General features: G+C 52.6%; 15 protein-coding genes. 7 read left to right on the top strand and 8 right to left on the bottom strand.

Annotation, left to right across the window (positions count from 1 at the left end; all coding sequences use genetic code 11):
• Positions 1-53: 53 nt before the first annotated feature.
• Positions 54-1,190: a M24 family metallopeptidase gene (locus tag AArcSt2_RS06985; protein ID WP_250583536.1), complete on the bottom strand. Its 1,137-nt coding sequence runs from the start codon at positions 1,188-1,190 to the stop codon at positions 54-56.
• A 166-nt stretch (positions 1,191-1,356) separates the two neighbouring features.
• On the opposite strand from AArcSt2_RS06985, the gene AArcSt2_RS06990 reads away from it, so the two are divergent.
• Positions 1,357-2,664 (top strand): acetamidase/formamidase family protein, encoded by a 1,308-nt coding sequence (locus AArcSt2_RS06990; protein WP_250583537.1) that lies wholly within the window; start codon positions 1,357-1,359, stop codon positions 2,662-2,664.
• 7 nt (positions 2,665-2,671) lie between these two features.
• Here AArcSt2_RS06990 and AArcSt2_RS06995 read toward each other — a convergent pair whose 3' ends face one another.
• Positions 2,672-2,938: a MoaD/ThiS family protein gene (locus AArcSt2_RS06995; RefSeq protein ID WP_174652156.1), complete on the bottom strand. Its 267-nt coding sequence runs from the start codon at positions 2,936-2,938 to the stop codon at positions 2,672-2,674.
• A 123-nt stretch (positions 2,939-3,061) separates the two neighbouring features.
• On the opposite strand from AArcSt2_RS06995, the gene AArcSt2_RS07000 reads away from it, so the two are divergent.
• Positions 3,062-3,937, top strand: a complete 876-nt coding sequence (locus tag AArcSt2_RS07000) for a COX15/CtaA family protein (protein WP_250583538.1) — start codon at positions 3,062-3,064, stop codon at positions 3,935-3,937.
• A gap of 32 nt (positions 3,938-3,969) precedes the next feature.
• On the opposite strand, the gene AArcSt2_RS07005 is transcribed toward AArcSt2_RS07000, so the two are convergent.
• Positions 3,970-5,046 (bottom strand): zinc-dependent alcohol dehydrogenase family protein, encoded by a 1,077-nt coding sequence (locus AArcSt2_RS07005; RefSeq protein ID WP_250583539.1) that lies wholly within the window; start codon positions 5,044-5,046, stop codon positions 3,970-3,972.
• A 145-nt stretch (positions 5,047-5,191) separates the two neighbouring features.
• On the opposite strand from AArcSt2_RS07005, the gene AArcSt2_RS07010 reads away from it, so the two are divergent.
• Positions 5,192-6,661: a PAS domain-containing sensor histidine kinase gene (locus AArcSt2_RS07010; RefSeq protein ID WP_174652159.1), complete on the top strand. Its 1,470-nt coding sequence runs from the start codon at positions 5,192-5,194 to the stop codon at positions 6,659-6,661.
• Between the two features lie 43 nt (positions 6,662-6,704).
• Here AArcSt2_RS07010 and AArcSt2_RS07015 read toward each other — a convergent pair whose 3' ends face one another.
• Positions 6,705-8,171: a replication factor C large subunit gene (locus tag AArcSt2_RS07015; RefSeq protein WP_250583540.1), complete on the bottom strand. Its 1,467-nt coding sequence runs from the start codon at positions 8,169-8,171 to the stop codon at positions 6,705-6,707.
• Positions 8,172-8,281: 110 nt separating this feature from the next.
• On the opposite strand from AArcSt2_RS07015, the gene AArcSt2_RS07020 reads away from it, so the two are divergent.
• From AArcSt2_RS07020 to AArcSt2_RS07030, 3 genes are read left to right on the top strand one after another with little or no spacing between them, the layout of a single operon-like run.
• The gene (locus tag AArcSt2_RS07020; protein ID WP_250583541.1) at positions 8,282-8,737 is read left to right on the top strand and encodes a pyridoxamine 5'-phosphate oxidase family protein; all 456 of its coding nucleotides are present in this window, start codon (positions 8,282-8,284) and stop codon (positions 8,735-8,737) included.
• Between the two features lie 59 nt (positions 8,738-8,796).
• Complete coding sequence (locus AArcSt2_RS07025; RefSeq protein WP_250583542.1) at positions 8,797-9,447, top strand: GNAT family N-acetyltransferase; 651 nt, start codon at positions 8,797-8,799, stop codon at positions 9,445-9,447.
• A gap of 42 nt (positions 9,448-9,489) precedes the next feature.
• Positions 9,490-10,089, top strand: a complete 600-nt coding sequence (locus tag AArcSt2_RS07030) for a DUF7978 family protein (RefSeq protein ID WP_250583543.1) — start codon at positions 9,490-9,492, stop codon at positions 10,087-10,089.
• Here AArcSt2_RS07030 and AArcSt2_RS07035 read toward each other — a convergent pair whose 3' ends face one another.
• Together AArcSt2_RS07035 and AArcSt2_RS07040 are read right to left on the bottom strand one after the other, a co-directional pair.
• The gene (locus tag AArcSt2_RS07035) at positions 10,090-10,581 is read right to left on the bottom strand and encodes a GNAT family N-acetyltransferase (protein WP_174652164.1); all 492 of its coding nucleotides are present in this window, start codon (positions 10,579-10,581) and stop codon (positions 10,090-10,092) included.
• 54 nt (positions 10,582-10,635) lie between these two features.
• Positions 10,636-11,277 (bottom strand): metal-dependent hydrolase, encoded by a 642-nt coding sequence (locus AArcSt2_RS07040; RefSeq protein WP_250583544.1) that lies wholly within the window; start codon positions 11,275-11,277, stop codon positions 10,636-10,638.
• Between the two features lie 123 nt (positions 11,278-11,400).
• Here AArcSt2_RS07040 and AArcSt2_RS07045 point away from each other — a divergent pair, with 123 nt between their 5' ends.
• A complete protein-coding gene (locus AArcSt2_RS07045) occupies positions 11,401-12,108 on the top strand; it encodes a helix-turn-helix domain-containing protein (protein ID WP_174652166.1) in 708 nt (235 codons plus the stop codon).
• Between the two features lie 46 nt (positions 12,109-12,154).
• On the opposite strand, the gene hmgB is transcribed toward AArcSt2_RS07045, so the two are convergent.
• The gene (gene hmgB, locus AArcSt2_RS07050) at positions 12,155-13,498 is read right to left on the bottom strand and encodes a hydroxymethylglutaryl-CoA synthase (RefSeq protein ID WP_174652167.1); all 1,344 of its coding nucleotides are present in this window, start codon (positions 13,496-13,498) and stop codon (positions 12,155-12,157) included.
• A gap of 72 nt (positions 13,499-13,570) precedes the next feature.
• On the bottom strand, positions 13,571-15,268 hold the full coding sequence (locus AArcSt2_RS07055) for a hypothetical protein (protein WP_250583545.1): 1,698 nt from the start codon (positions 15,266-15,268) through the stop codon (positions 13,571-13,573).
• Positions 15,269-15,322 lie beyond the last annotated feature (54 nt).

The following is a 15,322-nucleotide window of genomic DNA, read 5'->3' on the forward strand; positions in this document are numbered from 1 at the left end:
ACACCACGACAAATAACTTCTGTCACCAGTGTACCAGTGCGTTTGTATGCGAATTACAGCTCTCGCTCGTATATTGCAGGACGTGAGACGATCGTCTCACCGTCGATCGACGCTGCATCAACCGTTGGCCATCCATCGGTTTGTGTGAGCGGACGAATCTCATCGTTGGTGACGAGAACCGTTCCCTCGCTTTTTGCACCCTGCACTGTTGGGTTCCATGCGTATGCCATTGGTGTATAAACTTGCTCGGTAAGCGATGGTGTTGCGATCCACTCCCGGCCGCTGTATCCTGCTGCACCGCCTTGGTGGTGGTGTTTCCACTCGTCCGGATAGCCCACAACATCGTAGGCGTCTTGGATCACGCCAAAGACTTCGGCTGCAGTACCGTTTTCTTGAGCAACCCGTTGTGTCGCACCCAACGCAGAAACCTCAACGGTTGTAGCAGCATCATGACGATCAAACAACCACTCAGGAGCGTCAAATGCAACCGTCCGGGTAAGGCTCGCATAGAGACCCCCACGCTCAGCAGTGACAGAGATCAATGCGTAGTCACCCAATGTGTCCATTGTTGGGGTGTAGTGACGATACGTCTGTGCACGCTCGGCACCACCGACCAAAACAACAGGTGCGTTAATTCCTTGTGCAGACAGCGATATTTGGAGTCCAGCGGCGACTTCGTGCTCAGTATCTCCCGGTCGGAGCTCTTTTGTAATCGTCTCAACAGCCCGTGCAGCGGCCATACCTAATTTCTCATACGCCTCACGATCCGACTCTGTAAGCGGCTGTCGGAGTGCTGCTGCATTGAGCTGTGTGAACCCGGCGTTGTCGAGTGGAATATCTGCATACGCAGGTGTCGGCGATCGATCGATCAGTTCCTCAGTCAGCGATTGACTGTACCATTTCCGTGATGTGACGGAGAACGCAGCCGGAAGCTCCTCATCTTGGAGCCGCTGTGTCTCAATATTATCAGTTAACACAACAAACCCATCATCAACGGTGTACCCTGCAGCAGCAATTCCAAGGTCGCTATCGCGGTCAACAACATTACTCCCGCCCGTGAGCCATGCAAACCCGTTTGGCCGTGCAAACCACACCGCGTTATGATCTGTCTCTGAAAGCAGTGTTTCAAGCCGTTTTCGGCGTGTTTGAAGCCGATCTGAAAGCTCGATCGACTCGTGCTCTGCACTCATATACGAGCCTCTAACTCGTCAAGCCTTGAAACTGGTTGGATTCGATCGGAGCACCCGAGATCCGTAAAAAAATAACGTTGTTAACATAAAGTGGAAATATAGTAAATTAATCTCTGCAATGGGCGGCAGAATAGTTAACAGGTGACGCTGCGAAGTATGGTGTGAGATGTCACAACAAGAAGTGTCACAAGAGCTGCTGGTCGATCGCTATACGCTCGGACTCGTTGGGCCTGATCAAGAGTGGGCAGGAACCGTTGCTGATGGCGGCACGATCAAAACACACACCCCACCGGGCTGTTGGGGACCAATGGTTACGCCATCATTTAAGGGCGGCCACGAGGTCACACAACCGATCGCAGTGGAAGGCGCAGAGGTTGGTGATGCAATCGCAATTACGATTAAAGAGGTGACCGTTACATCGATCGCAACAAGCACAGGAAGCATGCTTGAACGGGCTGATGCCTTTGGCGATGATCCGTTCGTGGATCACAAATGCCCGGAGTGTGGGACCGAATGGCCCGACAGCGTTGTTGAAGGGACTGGTGAGGAGTCGGTAAAGTGTGCTGAGTGTGGAGCAAATGCGTCTTCGTTCGGATTTGAGTACGGATACACCGTTGCGTTTGATGAGGATCGGACAGTCGGAATCACGGTTGGCGAAGATGGGGCAGATGATCTCGCAAATCGTGCAGAGGAAGCGATTGCACTGCCGGACAACTCACGGCAGCACTCTATTCTCCGATACAAACCGCATGAGATGCCGGGAACGCTCGGGCGGCTCCGGCCATTCATCGGGAACATTGGAACGACACCGCCGATCGAACTGCCTGACTCACACAATGCCGGTGACTTCGGACAGTTCTTGATCGGGGCAGAACACGACTGGGGGCTCGAAAGCGAAGCGGAGCTCGAAGCTAGAACAGACGGCCACATGGACATCGCACAGGTTCGAACCGGTGCAGTGTTGATCTGTCCGGTCAAAGTTGATGGCGGTGGAATCTACGTTGGGGACCTTCACGCAAATCAAGGAGATGGTGAGCTCTCGCTGCACACAACAGATGTTAGTGGGACGACGGAGCTTGCTGTGGAGGTTATCAAAGGCCTTGAGATCGGTGGACCAGTTCTTCTGCCGAACCTTGAAGATGTTCCGTTTATTGCAAAACCGTACACTGATGCTGAGTTAGATGCTGGACGAGCACTCGCCGAACAGTACCAGACCGATCTGCTCGACGATATGGGGCCGATTCAGGTTGTTGGGTCGGGTGCAACAATCAACGACGCAACGGAGAACGCATTCGACCGGGCAGGAAAGCTACTGGATATGTCCGTTGGCGAGGTCCGGTCACGGTGTACGTTCACCGGTGGCGTAGAGGTTGGCCGACTCCCGGGTGTTGTACAGCTCTCACTGCTCGCCCCAATGGATGTACTCGAAGAACGTGGGATGGCCCATATCGTTCGTGAACAGTACGACCTCTGAACAAAGACTACCGAGACCCACCCTGCACAGCAGGCATGATTTTTATTGATGCATCTGATGGGCACTGGTCCCCGCTTTCGACGCGATCGCCGTTGACACTAATGCGAACGCTTGGCCGAAGGTCATTGTCTGCCCCGTACAAGTACTGCGCTGCGCGAGGAAACTCGCTGACGAGCGTGTCGATGGCATCGTCGACTGTCCCACCCGAAAACTGAAGCGTTGTCTCTTTGCCACCGATCGCCGATCGAAGTGGGCCATATACCGTGACGTCCATGCAACAGCATGGATCGAGAGGGCCAAAAGAACGGTGGAATGTATTGAATTTTCGCGTACATTTGACTCTCAATTTCTGGCGATAGAAGACAACTCTAAGTATACCGAAACCTGAGTTTAGATAATGTCTATTCGTCCCGACTGGCTCACCTTTCGCCGGTTTGCGGCGTTTACTACGGGACTCACCCTGTCGCTCATTACCTTGGGTGTGTACACTGCCGCAACCGGATCGGGCCTCGCCTGTAACGCTGAGTGGCCGCTCTGTTCAGGCCAACTTGTGCCGGCACTGACGATCAACCCTGACTTCATCGAATGGTTCCACCGATTTATCGCGATGATCGCTGGGTTCTTAATCATCGGTACTGCGGCATGGTCATGGCGCGGTGGGGGTGGCAAAAACGCAAAAAAAGCAGCGACGCTCGCTGTGTTGTTGCTTCCGCTCCAGATTAGCATCGGTGCAGTCACCGTCACTGTGAGCGGTCTCATCCCATGGGGATACTCAGTGCCAACACACGCAGCGCATCTGCTCGTTGCACTGACGATATTCACACTCTTGCTTCTGACAACGCTTGAAGCATACAGGAATCATCACCGGCGACCACCTGGAAAGCGGGCACAGTTGGCACTTGCAGTAACGTTTGTTGGGTTAGCAATGAGTCTCCCATTCAGTCGCGCAACACCAATGCTCGTATACGATGCTGCGGGGCAGTCATGGTTTGTTACTGGATCGCTGATTGCATATGTTGGACTCGTCGCAACGATCGTCTGGAGCTGGAATACCGATCGAGTGGTCTCCACACTTGCATCAGTTGGTGTCACAGCACTCTTTGTGACGATGCTGTTTGGACGCGATATCGTCGCTTACACAGGGACCGTCCAGTTGGTGAATCTGGTCCTTATTGGCATCATCGCTGTAAGTGTTGTTGCTGGGCTTTGGCGGACAACCGGAGGCATCACGACTGATTCCTCGGGTGGTGTGACGGTAAGTCGAAGCGACTAGTTCTGCATTTTTAATATATGGTCGGTGGCTACTTACGCAAACTCGGTGACAACTTCGACACCAGAGATTGCGTACTCGTCCATTGCCCGAAGCCGATCGGAGACCGCATCAAGGGATACCTCATTTGTTACGAGTGCACCCGGATCAATGTGTCCTGCATCGATCATTCCAAATAGCTCATCATGTCGCGTTGGTGGCATCCCACGCGAACCAACAAACGAGATTTCCCACCGTGTCATCCAGTCCGTTGGGAGCGAAATCGCTCCTTTTTCTTTTTCAGTCGTGAGCCCGAGTTGAATATGTGTGCCACCATGGCGAAGACAACGAACTGAGTTCTGACAGGTTTCCTCGATTCCAAGCGCATCAATCGAAACGTCAGCACCGGAGACGCCACTTGGCCGATCAGTGATTGCGGAGATTGCCTCATGTACCGGTTCATTCGAGCTATTGACAGTCGCAACGGCTCCAAGCGAGGTGGCGTGTGAGAGTGCATCCGCCCGAATGTCAACCGCGATCGGCCGTGCTCCCAACGCGGCAGCAATCTGGATTGCAGAGAGACCGACACCACCACAGCCGTGAACCGCAACCCAATCGCCCGGTTGTATAGTGACACGATGTGCAAGTGCATGGAAGGCAGTCATGTATCGACAGCCAACTGCAGCAGCATCACGTGCAGAGATACTATCAGGTAGTCGCATTGCATTGTAGTCTGCGTGTGGGAGGTGGACCTGTTCTGCAAAGGCACCTTGTGCATCACGCTGAAACCCGATCGCATACCCATCCGTACAGATGTTCCCACGGCCGTTGCGACAGTATGGGCAGGTGCCGTCACCGACGCTAAACGGGACTGCAATTCGATCGCCAACAGTGAGTGTGGATACCTGCTCACCAACTGCAGCAACGGTGCCAGCAGGCTCGTGACCGAGAATTTGGCCGATCGAAACCCGATCGTCTGCCCACTCGCCGTGCCCCTTCCATGCATGCCAATCGCTTCGACAGATGCCACAGGCCTCAACAGCAACAATCACACCGTGTGGCTGTAGCGATGGCTCAGAGACCGTTTGGATGGAGAGTGGTTCATCATATTCTGTCAAGACAGCAGCGCGCATGCACAGAAATCACAAAACAGGGTGAAAAATCCATAGCTAGAGGCGAAACATAGAGCGGAAACGTTTACATGGAGAACAGTGTACGGCTAGTTCACGAATATATGACATGTGATGGTAGATTGCGAGAATTCTTCGGAGGGCGAGAATGTCATATGAGCTAAGCGAATCATTCCCAGGTGTTGTCTATTGGTGTCTAAATGACGACTCATGGACAATGCTCCGAGCCGATGGTGGCTGTAGCGCGCTCACTGGCTATGAATGTGATATTCTTGAATCTAGTAGTGTCACATTTGGCCATGATCTCATTCATCCCGATGATAGGAGGCGAGTGAGCAAAGACGTTCAACGATCACTTGCAGAGGGTGAGGCCTTTGAGGTAGCGTATCGGATTGAGACGAAACATGGCGACGTGAAATGGGTTCATGAATCCGGCCATGGTGTTTCCAAAGCAGGCGCAACACAAGTCCCTGGAACGACCGGAGAAATCGGGAGTACCGGATTGGACGACCAGTCAAAAGACACACCGATGCTTATCGAGGGCTATATTAGAGAGATTGCCACAGAGAGACCGCTTGCATCCGAACAGCGGCGGAAAGCGCAACTCCTCGATTCAGTATTTGATTCGATCCCAATCCACCTGTTTGTCAAGGACCGTGATGGGAGACATCTCTACGTAAGCGAAGAGCATACCGAAGCGTATGATGGCGTGATGATCGGGAAAACCGATCTTGAGCTTTGTGGTGTGGATGAATCACACCGAAAAGAGGCATACGAGGACGACATGCACGTGATTGAAACAGGTGAGCCGATTCTCGACAAAGAAGAGTATATTAATTCATCCGAGAAGTGGAATCTCACCTCAAAAGTACCGTGGAGAGGGCCGAGTGGAGAGATTCGAGGACTGATTGGACTCTCTCGTGATATTACGGAGCGAAAACGCCGACAGGAAGAGGTGGAGCGACAGCGCGACCGGCTTGAACAGTTTGCTCGTGTGGTCTCACACGATCTTCGTAATCCACTGAATGTTGCACAGGGCCGCGTTGAACTTGCAAAACACGCAGCTGAGACGGAAGCACCAACAGCGCATCTTGAGACAACACAAAATGCGCTCGATCGGATGCAACAGTTGCTAGCGGACTTGCTCACACTTGCACGAAGTGGACAGCCAGAGTTTACATCGACGACAGTGCTCCTTGATTCGGTCGCAACCGATGCATGGCAGACCGTCCCGACAGATGGGCTTACGCTAGCGATCGAAACAGAGCAGAAGGCAATCGAAGCCGAAGAGAGCCGACTGCGACAACTCTTTGAAAATCTGTTTAATAATGCAGCCGAACATGCACAGCCAGCGAGCAAAGAGAGTGAGACGACGGTGTGTGTCGGCTGTCTGGACGCCGGGTTTTATGTATCGGATACCGGCCCAGGAATTCCAAAACCAGCGCGATCGGATGTGTTTCAGCCAGGCTATTCAACAGAGGTAGGTGGCACTGGATTTGGCCTCGCAATTGTTCAAGAGATTGCAGACGCACACGGCTGGGAAACACAACTTACCGAGAGTGAAGCCGGAGGCGCACGGTTTGAATTTCGAGATGTAAAAGTTGTTAATGGTAAATAAACGAGTACCGTCGCGTGGTGCTCTGGAACCGGTCCTTGTCCTACTAAAAAAAGTCCGATAGCCCCGCTTGCCCATCATCTGTCTCGTCGTCCGATTCGGCTGCAGCATCCTCAGCCGTGGTTGTGTTCTCAGAAACAGCCGTCTCAGCCGACGACCTCTGCTCTGTTGGCTCTTCGGCAGTCTCTGTTGCAGCAGAGGCTTCAAATGCGCCGTCGCTGTGTGCAGTCACCTGGTCTTCTCGAATTGCGTTTGCATCTTCGACGATCGATTGGACCTTGTTCGTTGTTTCACCACTGCCAGTAATGTATGAGACGTGTTTTTCATTCAGTTCATACCGAGCAGCCATCGCAACCGTCAGTTCACGCGGCTTACAATGATAGGTCATTGCGGACAGATACGGCAACACCTCTCGGCGTGCAATATCAATGCTCATTCCACCATGTTCAGCGATGCGCTGACAGATTTCATCACCAGTTGCATCCGAGGATGGCCAAAACTGCGGACGACTGAACCGTGTCCAACCACCTTTTTTTTCGTCTCGCGCCGCAGCAACACCTGCAGCGAGATTATCCGTTGTGTAGCGCCAGTAGCTGTAGTTTTGTGTTGCTCGAACACGACCAAGCCAGTTGTCTGCATTTGCTAAGAAATCATATGCGCGGACAGCCTCACGTGTGTCATATACTGAAAGGAGGTTGTTTTCGACCCACTTCGTCAGATCGTCTGGCGTCTCATCGACTGCATACGCAGATTGGAGTGCGTCTTGTGCGGACTGCTCTTTCAGTACCGCATCGAGAAATGGAAACAGCCCCATCGATCGATCGCGGTCGCTTGTGACAACATCAGCAAGCTTCAAGTGTGTTTTCCCGTCGGCAACTGCTTGCAAATCGTTGACTGCACCGCGGAGGTCTCCGCTGTTTGTCTCTGCGATTCGATCCAACGCATCCTGTTCGAACTCAATTTCCTCACGGCGACAAATATCTCGAAGCACCGGGACAATTGATCGTTTTGAGACATCACGGAACTCTATCTCTTGACAGGCGTTTCTGAGCCCACGACTCATGTCATAGAACTCGTTTGCAATGAGGACGATCGGCTGGCCTGACGATTTTACCAGTCGGGTGATTGCAGACGCGCCACCGCGATCGTAGTTTCCGTGGATGTTGTCTGCCTCATCAAGGATAACGAGCTGCCGGCCAGCAGTGGTGTCACCATGTTGTTTGGCGATCGATCCATCAAGAGTTGCATTATGTGCGGCACGACCTGCAAAGCGTTCGATTACATCAGCAGTTCGTTGATCGGAGGCGTTGAGTTCGACCGTCTCCCATCCCATATCGTTTGCGAGTGCATGTGCGGCGGACGTTTTTCCAATTCCGGGACTGCCGTACACGATTACCGCTTCTCTGTGTGAATCCCACGATGTCGCCCAGTCGCGGAAGGCATCGCGTGCTTTGTTGTTGCCGCGAAGCTCCGAAAGCGACTGTGGACGATATCGTTCCGTCCAATCTACCATTATCAGATCAAGGGTAGACCCGCGTTTAGTGGTTGCGGAGTCTGTGACGACAATAATCCGAGAATCAAATGGTAAGTCCGCTTTTTTCATTCGCGCGTCGTTATCTTTGTATGGATTCCCAGCAATCGGTCTCACTTTCGGAAGATGAGTTGGAGATGTTTCTTGGAACCGGTGGAACTGGAACGCTTGCATTCGGAACCGATCGATCGGAGCCACCATACGCAATTCCAGTCTCCTATGGATTCGACAGCGAGACACGGCAGTTCTTCTTTCGGCTTGCACACGCGCCGAGAAGTGACGAACTCCCATCGAAACCGACGCAGAACCCAGTCACGTTTGTGACGTTTTCAGAAACACCGACAGGATGGCACAGCGCAATAGCATCAGGAACGCTAACTGGGATTTCAGAGCCTGCTGTTGACGACGTTGCTGCAGAAGCGCTCCGTCGAATCCACATCCCACTTGTTGACATCTACGATCACCCGACAAAAGAGGTTGAATTTGCGTTTTTCCGACTTGATCCAGAAACCCTCAGTGGGCGAAAAGAAGCACACGTCGATGATTGATTGTGAAGTGATACCATCGCTAAATCACACTTTTGTGCGCGCTGTGAGAGCATCAAGTAATGTTCCCAGAACGGATTGAGACGCCACGGCTTCGCTTCGACCGGTTCGCTGAATCGAACGTCTCCATCACGCAGTTCTATTCGGTTGCTGGAGCGAGCGAGACGATCGAAGAAGAGACCACACAGCTAACGTGGGAACCGCACGAGCATCTCAAAGAATCCGCAACTGTGCTCGAACAATTTACGTCAGGATGGGAGAATCATGAGGCTGCAACCTACGCGCTCTATCCTCGGGATGGACAAGCAGGTGCAGGTGAGCTCGCTGGAAACACTGGCCTTCACATCGATTGGGATCGGCAGCTTGGAACGCTCGGTATTTGGCTCCGGAAGCCATTTTGGGGCCGCGGCTACTCCGGTGAGCGTGCTGGTGCGTTGCTTTCGCTGGCGTTTGATCGGCTTGGGTTGGAGGTTGTTGCTGTCGAGCATGAACCCGAGAATACGAAGTCACAGCGTGCGATCGAGCAATACGTTGGCCGATTTGGTGGTCGTCACGAGGGCTACATTCGGAACAGCCACCGATACGCGAACGGCGACATTCGTGATGTGCATCGGTACTCGATCAGCAAAGACGAGTGGAAAGAAGCGATCGAAGGCGACCCTGTGAGTGTTACATTTACAGAGACGATCGATCCAGACATAGACCCAGCGTAGAACACAAGACACATCATGGTGGTGTCCAACAGCAAAACCACCATGAGTTCTCAAGCAGCGACAAAACAGACGGAGCATCGCGGATCGCTTTCGAAGCGATCGGTTGCGAGTGGCGCCGTTGGTGGGGTTATTGCCGCAGTTGGTGGGTATCTTGTTGCATATCTTGCATACGCAAGTGAAGTTGAATCACAACTGCGTGGGGTGAATTTCATTGCGGATCTGTTTGGTGGGGAACCCATTCCATCATGGGTTGGCGTTGGGTGGCTACACTACAACGGCCACTTCGTAGATACACAGATCGAGTCATTTGGTGGCACACGATCGATGAATTTCATTACCCAAGCGGACGGAAGCGGGCTCACAGCACTCTATCTACTTGCCCCGCTCATGCTCGTACTTGTCGGTGCAGCGGTCGCGTATTATACCGCAGTAGAGTCGCCGCGTGAGGGTGCAACAGTAGGGAGTACTGTCGCGATTGGGTACTTCATATTTGCTGCGGTTGGCGTTGCACTACTGCAATATGAGAGCACAGCCGGATCGATACAGCCGGACCCAATCACAGCGCTCCTGCTTGCAGGGATTGTCTATCCGCTTGTATTCGGTGCGATCGGTGGTGCAGTTGCAGGAACAATCCGTGAGTAACTAGAGACTTCGAGCAACCATTTCGCCCCAGTGTTCGAAGCCATGTTTTTTATAAAACGCCTGCGCACGGTCGTTTTTCCGATCGACATCCAAGACGATTCGATCGAGTGGAAGCGACTGTGCCCGTGCGGTCTCAATTGCAGCATCCAGTAGCAGATCTGCTGCGCCGCTCCCTCTGACAGCTGGATGGAGGTACAGTTCGTTGAGAATTGCAGCGTCCCAAATAAATGAGAGCGACTCCGGAAGGACAAAGACGTAGCCAACAACATCGTCCACCGAAGAAATCGCGAGGGTGACACTTCGTGGGTCTTCGGAAATACAGCGATCAACCCACCCAAGATACCGCTCGCGATACGCAGCTGTGAGCTTTTGATCGTAGACTGCCTGTTTGTCATCGCCACCAGTATTCTCTCCAAGCCCGCGTTCGAACTGTTCTTTGAGCGCCCAGAGTGCCTCTGTATCCGTTTTTGCGTCGTACGGTCGGGTGTCCATACGAGAAGGACACCATCATAGTGTGTAGTGGTTTCGGCTCCGGTGAGTCCTGTATTAGTTGTCTCCGGAGAGTCGGTACTCGGCAATTCGGTAGAGAACCACGCCAAAACCAATAACGGTCAGTAAGATCTGCTCACCAGTTTCTGCGACATATGCAATCCGCTCTGGATTTTCTGCTGGTTCAGATGCCGGCGGTTCAACAGCGGTCCAATAGTGGACGTCTGCAGAGGAGCCACGAGCAGTGGTGCTGTCTTCGCCAAGTTCAATGAACGTCTGCTCGATTCCTTGGTGATTTGAGATAAGAAGGTGTCCCGAAAGGTTGTAGAACTGGTCGTGCAACGGCCAAAAGAGGTTTGCTCCGTTGTAGAACGCATCGAGCAAAATGTGGCCAAATAGGACGGCCACAACAGTCACCCAGCCAACACGCCACCCGTACTCACCCCACCGATCGAGCACAAATGAGTTCGATCGGGCCTTTACATCCCACGTTAACAGCGCAAGCACACCAAGTGGAAGCCAGATGTTATGGAGTACCGTTCGGTGCGCACCAGTCATAAAGACGCCAAAAAACGCATCAATATCGAGTATTGCTGTTGCAGCAAGGACAATCACAATGGCCCGGGTATCAAAATGCTCGTGAAGCAGTGCACAGGCGATGAGCCCGCCGATCGCCATATGAACCGTGGTTGGTGGCATGTACGTACATACCAACCAAACAGCATCCATCTTTCGGCGGCTACTTCGGCAATTGTCGAATGGAGGGTTCGATACGCTTTTGCAGCGATCGGCCCGACGTAGTGGTATGAATGGGGGTTGGAGATGAGCGACACTGCACGAGAAGAGCTTGCTCGGCGAATTGCAGGTGAAATCACGTTGAGTGACGATCCAGGTGCGACACTCAGAAAATGGCGGACGGATTTCGATATTTCACAAACCGAGCTTGCTGCACAGTTGGATGTCTCCTCTTCAGTCGTCTCCGATTACGAGAGTGGCCGCCGAGAGAGTCCTGGTATTGGAGTCATACGGCGGATGGTCAATGCACTGTTGGCGATCGATGAGACACGCGGGGGCGGTCACATTAGACAGTTTGCCCGCGTACTTTCTGCTGGGTTTGAGAGCGACATTGTTCACGACCTTCGTGAGTACCCGACTGCAGTGCCGCTCGATCGGTTCTATGATGCGATCGATGCCACAGAGATTACTCGTGGGAAGCGCGACTATGTGAACGGCCATACCGTCATCAACAGCATTCAAGCGATTACACGACTCTCCAGCGAGGAGTTCTACCGACTGTATGGACAGAGTACCGATCGGGCGCTGATGTTTACAGACGTTACACGTGGGGAGTCACCACTGGTTGCAATGCGCGTCGTCACACCAACCCCGAACGCGGTTGTTCTGCATGGACTGGGTGAAGATGATCTCTGGGAGCATGCGCCAGCGCTTGCAAATATTGATGGCTTCTCGCTTGCGGTAACAAACTGCGACATCGAAACCGCGCTAAATGATCTCCGGACGCTCAGCTAACCTCGATCGCGTAGAATAGCTTCTGGGTACTGTAGGCGATCGATCGTTATTCGACGTAGTCGTAGCGGCGTTCGTTCATCCGACCCCAGCCAGTGAACACGAACTCACCGGATGGCTGTGTGAACTCCTCAACATCAATATCGGTCTCTTTGTCGTACTCGTGCACATCGTGGACGAGTTCGTACTCGCTCCACGTGAGGTCGTATCGGGATTCAAGCTGGTCGTCGATATTGAGTCCCTCAATCTCTTCTTTCCAGCCGTCACGAACGGTTTCGGCGTGGATTTCTGCCTGTGCACCGGAGCCATAGGAGCCAACAAGCAGTTTCTGGCCTACAAGATCGGTTCCATTTGCAGCTGCATGACGGAGTGCGCTCGCACGGGCAATGTGGACCGATCCGGTGTACCAGTTGCCAACCCGGCGTGAGAGTTCAAGTGTTGGTGCGATCGTGTCTGCATACCAGCTCTGGTAGCGATCGGTTCGTTTGAGTTCGTCCATGTGCGCGCGAATTGCTTCTTCGAACGCTTCTCTGCTCTCGAAGTCAGTTTCCCGTGGCTGGCGGCCGATCTCCGGCTCAAGTTCGTCTTCGATTTCGGTATCACGAATCATATGCCGGAAGCCGAGCAGTCCCGCTTTTCGGACCATTCCCGGGAATGGGGTGTGGAACGGAATGTATTCGAAGTCTTCCGGATGGGTGTCCCATGCAACAGACTCAAAATCCTCAAGCGCTTCGCGCATCCGTGCGAGATACACCTGCATCGATCGTTTTCCATCAACGGATGGGAACTGTTGGTTTGGTTTGAGGAAGTCCGTCTCGTCCATGCTGCCATAGCCTTGCTCGGTTGAAAGCTCGACAATGCTTGGCTCTTCGGTAATGAGCATCGCCACCGCACCGGCACCCTGTGTCGCCTCTCCGGGGTCACCACGGGCGTAGAGTGCGGTGTCGGTTGCAACGACGAGCGCTGCACGGCCACGATTCCGGCCGGCTTTGATCCAGTTGTACGCATCGTCGATCGATTGGGTGCCAGCGACGCACGCGAATTTCCGCTCTCCCTTGTTGGCGTGTCTGAAATCGCCGTCGTAAACCTGTTCGAGGCAGCCTGCGATGTAGGTCGAAACCGGTTTTGAGTGGTCGAATGCGGATTCAGTGGCGACATCGATGCGGCCGATATCGCTTGGTTTGAGCCCCTTTCGGTCCATGAGCTGCTTTGCGGCGTTCGCGCCCATCGTAACGATATCTTCGTAGGTATCAGGGAACGAGGAGTCTTCGAGGCCGAGGCCTTTGGTGTACTTCTCCGGGTCGTCTCCCTTCACCGGGGCGAACGTGTTCGGAAGGTCAAGTTTGAGTTTGCCGGACCAGATTTCGATGGCGTCGATCCCGACTGCTGTCATAGGGAGTGATTGAGAACAGTGACATATGGGTCTGTCGATGGGAGTTACGTCGATCGTCGATCAAAATCCGGATTATGCTTGTAATTCAACTCTTGTCGAACTACCATCCTCAAATATAAGATATATCGAGACTGTTTCCCCATCCATATTGACATTTGGACTCCCCGTGGCACTTGGATTCCTAAATTTATCAAAATTAAATGCAGCATCGTTACCAGAAAGGATTGTAACAGGGAGATCTAATTGAACTACATCTGCGGAGTTTGGGCTGTTGCTATCGATGGTAATTCCACCCTCATAAACTAGATCTCCATCAGCCTCAATCTCACCCGGGTTACTTAATTCAGTCGCAGCTGTACTTGTCTCGTTAATTCCAATCTCAGTAATAGTGACATCGGTGTCTCCGGTATTATTCAATATGAAATTCAATTGTCCACTAGAACCCGCAGTTGCTGTTTCTCCTGATAGTTCTTGGACTTGGCCCGCTTGACCGCTTGTGTCATTCTGTGTCACGGTCGCCTGAATTCGATCGACATCATCACCGGCTGCCGCGTAGAGCGATCCACTCCCCTCAGTTTCACCAACAGTGATGGTGAAGTTGTAATAGCCGCTAGAGTTGGTCACTCCAGTCTCAGTGAATACCTCGTCAGAGCTCTCGTTGAATAGGGTACCATTTGAGGTTGCTATATCAACTGTTGCACTCTCTACTGGCTCTCCGGTCTCTCTGTCAGTGACGCGAACGGACCCCGCAATCTCCCCTCCAGGACCCACTTCGTGGTCTCCACCTGATTCCACTGGCTCCTCCCACAAAATATTGTACTGTGACTCCGCGGCCGGAATTGATTCATTGGCCTCCTCAGACGACTCATCAATCGTTCGGATTGAAGAGAGCTCATCTTCACCGGTGTCGCCGCCATTTAATCCGATTTTACTAACTCTGATCTTCCAATCACCCAAAATTTCATCATCAAACTCAATCGTGATATTTTCTCCATCATATGCCGCAACGCGGGCATTGTTATCGCCGAAATCGGTTCCAATAGTCTCATTCCAGATCGCTGGCGAATGGGTTGGGAGAGAAAGCGTTAATTCGCCATCTGAGTCTGGTTCGATCGGCACGTTGATCGTCGGACCGTCGATCACAACAGGCTCCAGTGTTGTGCGCATCCCTTGCTCGGAGACATCACCTTCCAAGAGTACCAAATTAATCAGGTTGTCTCCAGTATCACTTGACCGAATTAACCGTTGATTTGAGACTGAGAGGGATCGCTCATCAAATTGATTATATAAGAGCGTGTGCTCAAGTCGTGTGGTCGGTGCTTCAGTATACTCCGAATACCGAGGCTGGTACGTCAGAAGCGTTGTATTCCGATCGGCAAGAAGTATCTCCTCTGCGCTCCCTTCAAGAGAGATGTCGTCCGAAACCTCCGCTGTTATATTTACGCTTCCTCGGTCGGTACTAAGTGACCCAGTAGCAGGAGGCGGGTTGACACCGATAATACGAGTCGGATACTGTGTTCCTAACCGAATTCGAGTCGGACGGAGCTCTGATGAAAACTGAGCGTCGGATCTAGGTGGGACAGTCAATAGCGAGTTTCTGTAGTCCTCTAGATCGCCCTGAACATCTATATTATGTTGAAACTCCACCTGGTTATTCTCAGAAGGGACAACCTGTACCTGCCAGATCGACAGAAAAATAATCAAAATCGCAAACAGGAGCACAGCACCAACCTGCACTGACTGTGCCCGATTGTCCCCAAATAAAGACATTACGCTAAGTGAGAACGTCAAGTGGTAAAAACAACACCCCTTCAGCACAGACCA

Origin of the sequence: Natronocalculus amylovorans (genome assembly GCF_023638035.1) — an archaeon.
Classification (GTDB): domain Archaea; phylum Halobacteriota; class Halobacteria; order Halobacteriales; family Haloferacaceae; genus Natronocalculus; species Natronocalculus amylovorans.

Coding starts and splice junctions, on each gene's coding strand:
- AArcSt2_RS06985 (WP_250583536.1), bottom strand. CDS start 1,190: ATGAGTGCAGAGCACGAGTCGATCGAGCTTTCAGATCGGCTTCAAACA.
- AArcSt2_RS06995 (WP_174652156.1), bottom strand. CDS start 2,938: ATGGACGTCACGGTATATGGCCCACTTCGATCGGCGATCGGTGGCAAA.
- AArcSt2_RS07040 (WP_250583544.1), bottom strand. CDS start 11,277: ATGCCACCAACCACGGTTCATATGGCGATCGGCGGGCTCATCGCCTGT.
- AArcSt2_RS07035 (WP_174652164.1), bottom strand. CDS start 10,581: ATGGACACCCGACCGTACGACGCAAAAACGGATACAGAGGCACTCTGG.
- AArcSt2_RS07030 (WP_250583543.1), top strand. CDS start 9,490: ATGAGTTCTCAAGCAGCGACAAAACAGACGGAGCATCGCGGATCGCTT.
- AArcSt2_RS07000 (WP_250583538.1), top strand. CDS start 3,062: ATGTCTATTCGTCCCGACTGGCTCACCTTTCGCCGGTTTGCGGCGTTT.
- AArcSt2_RS07015 (WP_250583540.1), bottom strand. CDS start 8,171: ATGGTAGATTGGACGGAACGATATCGTCCACAGTCGCTTTCGGAGCTT.
- hmgB (WP_174652167.1), bottom strand. CDS start 13,498: ATGACAGCAGTCGGGATCGACGCCATCGAAATCTGGTCCGGCAAACTC.
- AArcSt2_RS06990 (WP_250583537.1), top strand. CDS start 1,357: ATGTCACAACAAGAAGTGTCACAAGAGCTGCTGGTCGATCGCTATACG.
- AArcSt2_RS07020 (WP_250583541.1), top strand. CDS start 8,282: ATGGATTCCCAGCAATCGGTCTCACTTTCGGAAGATGAGTTGGAGATG.
- AArcSt2_RS07025 (WP_250583542.1), top strand. CDS start 8,797: ATGTTCCCAGAACGGATTGAGACGCCACGGCTTCGCTTCGACCGGTTC.
- AArcSt2_RS07045 (WP_174652166.1), top strand. CDS start 11,401: ATGAGCGACACTGCACGAGAAGAGCTTGCTCGGCGAATTGCAGGTGAA.
- AArcSt2_RS07055 (WP_250583545.1), bottom strand. CDS start 15,268: ATGTCTTTATTTGGGGACAATCGGGCACAGTCAGTGCAGGTTGGTGCT.
- AArcSt2_RS07005 (WP_250583539.1), bottom strand. CDS start 5,046: ATGCGCGCTGCTGTCTTGACAGAATATGATGAACCACTCTCCATCCAA.
- AArcSt2_RS07010 (WP_174652159.1), top strand. CDS start 5,192: ATGTCATATGAGCTAAGCGAATCATTCCCAGGTGTTGTCTATTGGTGT.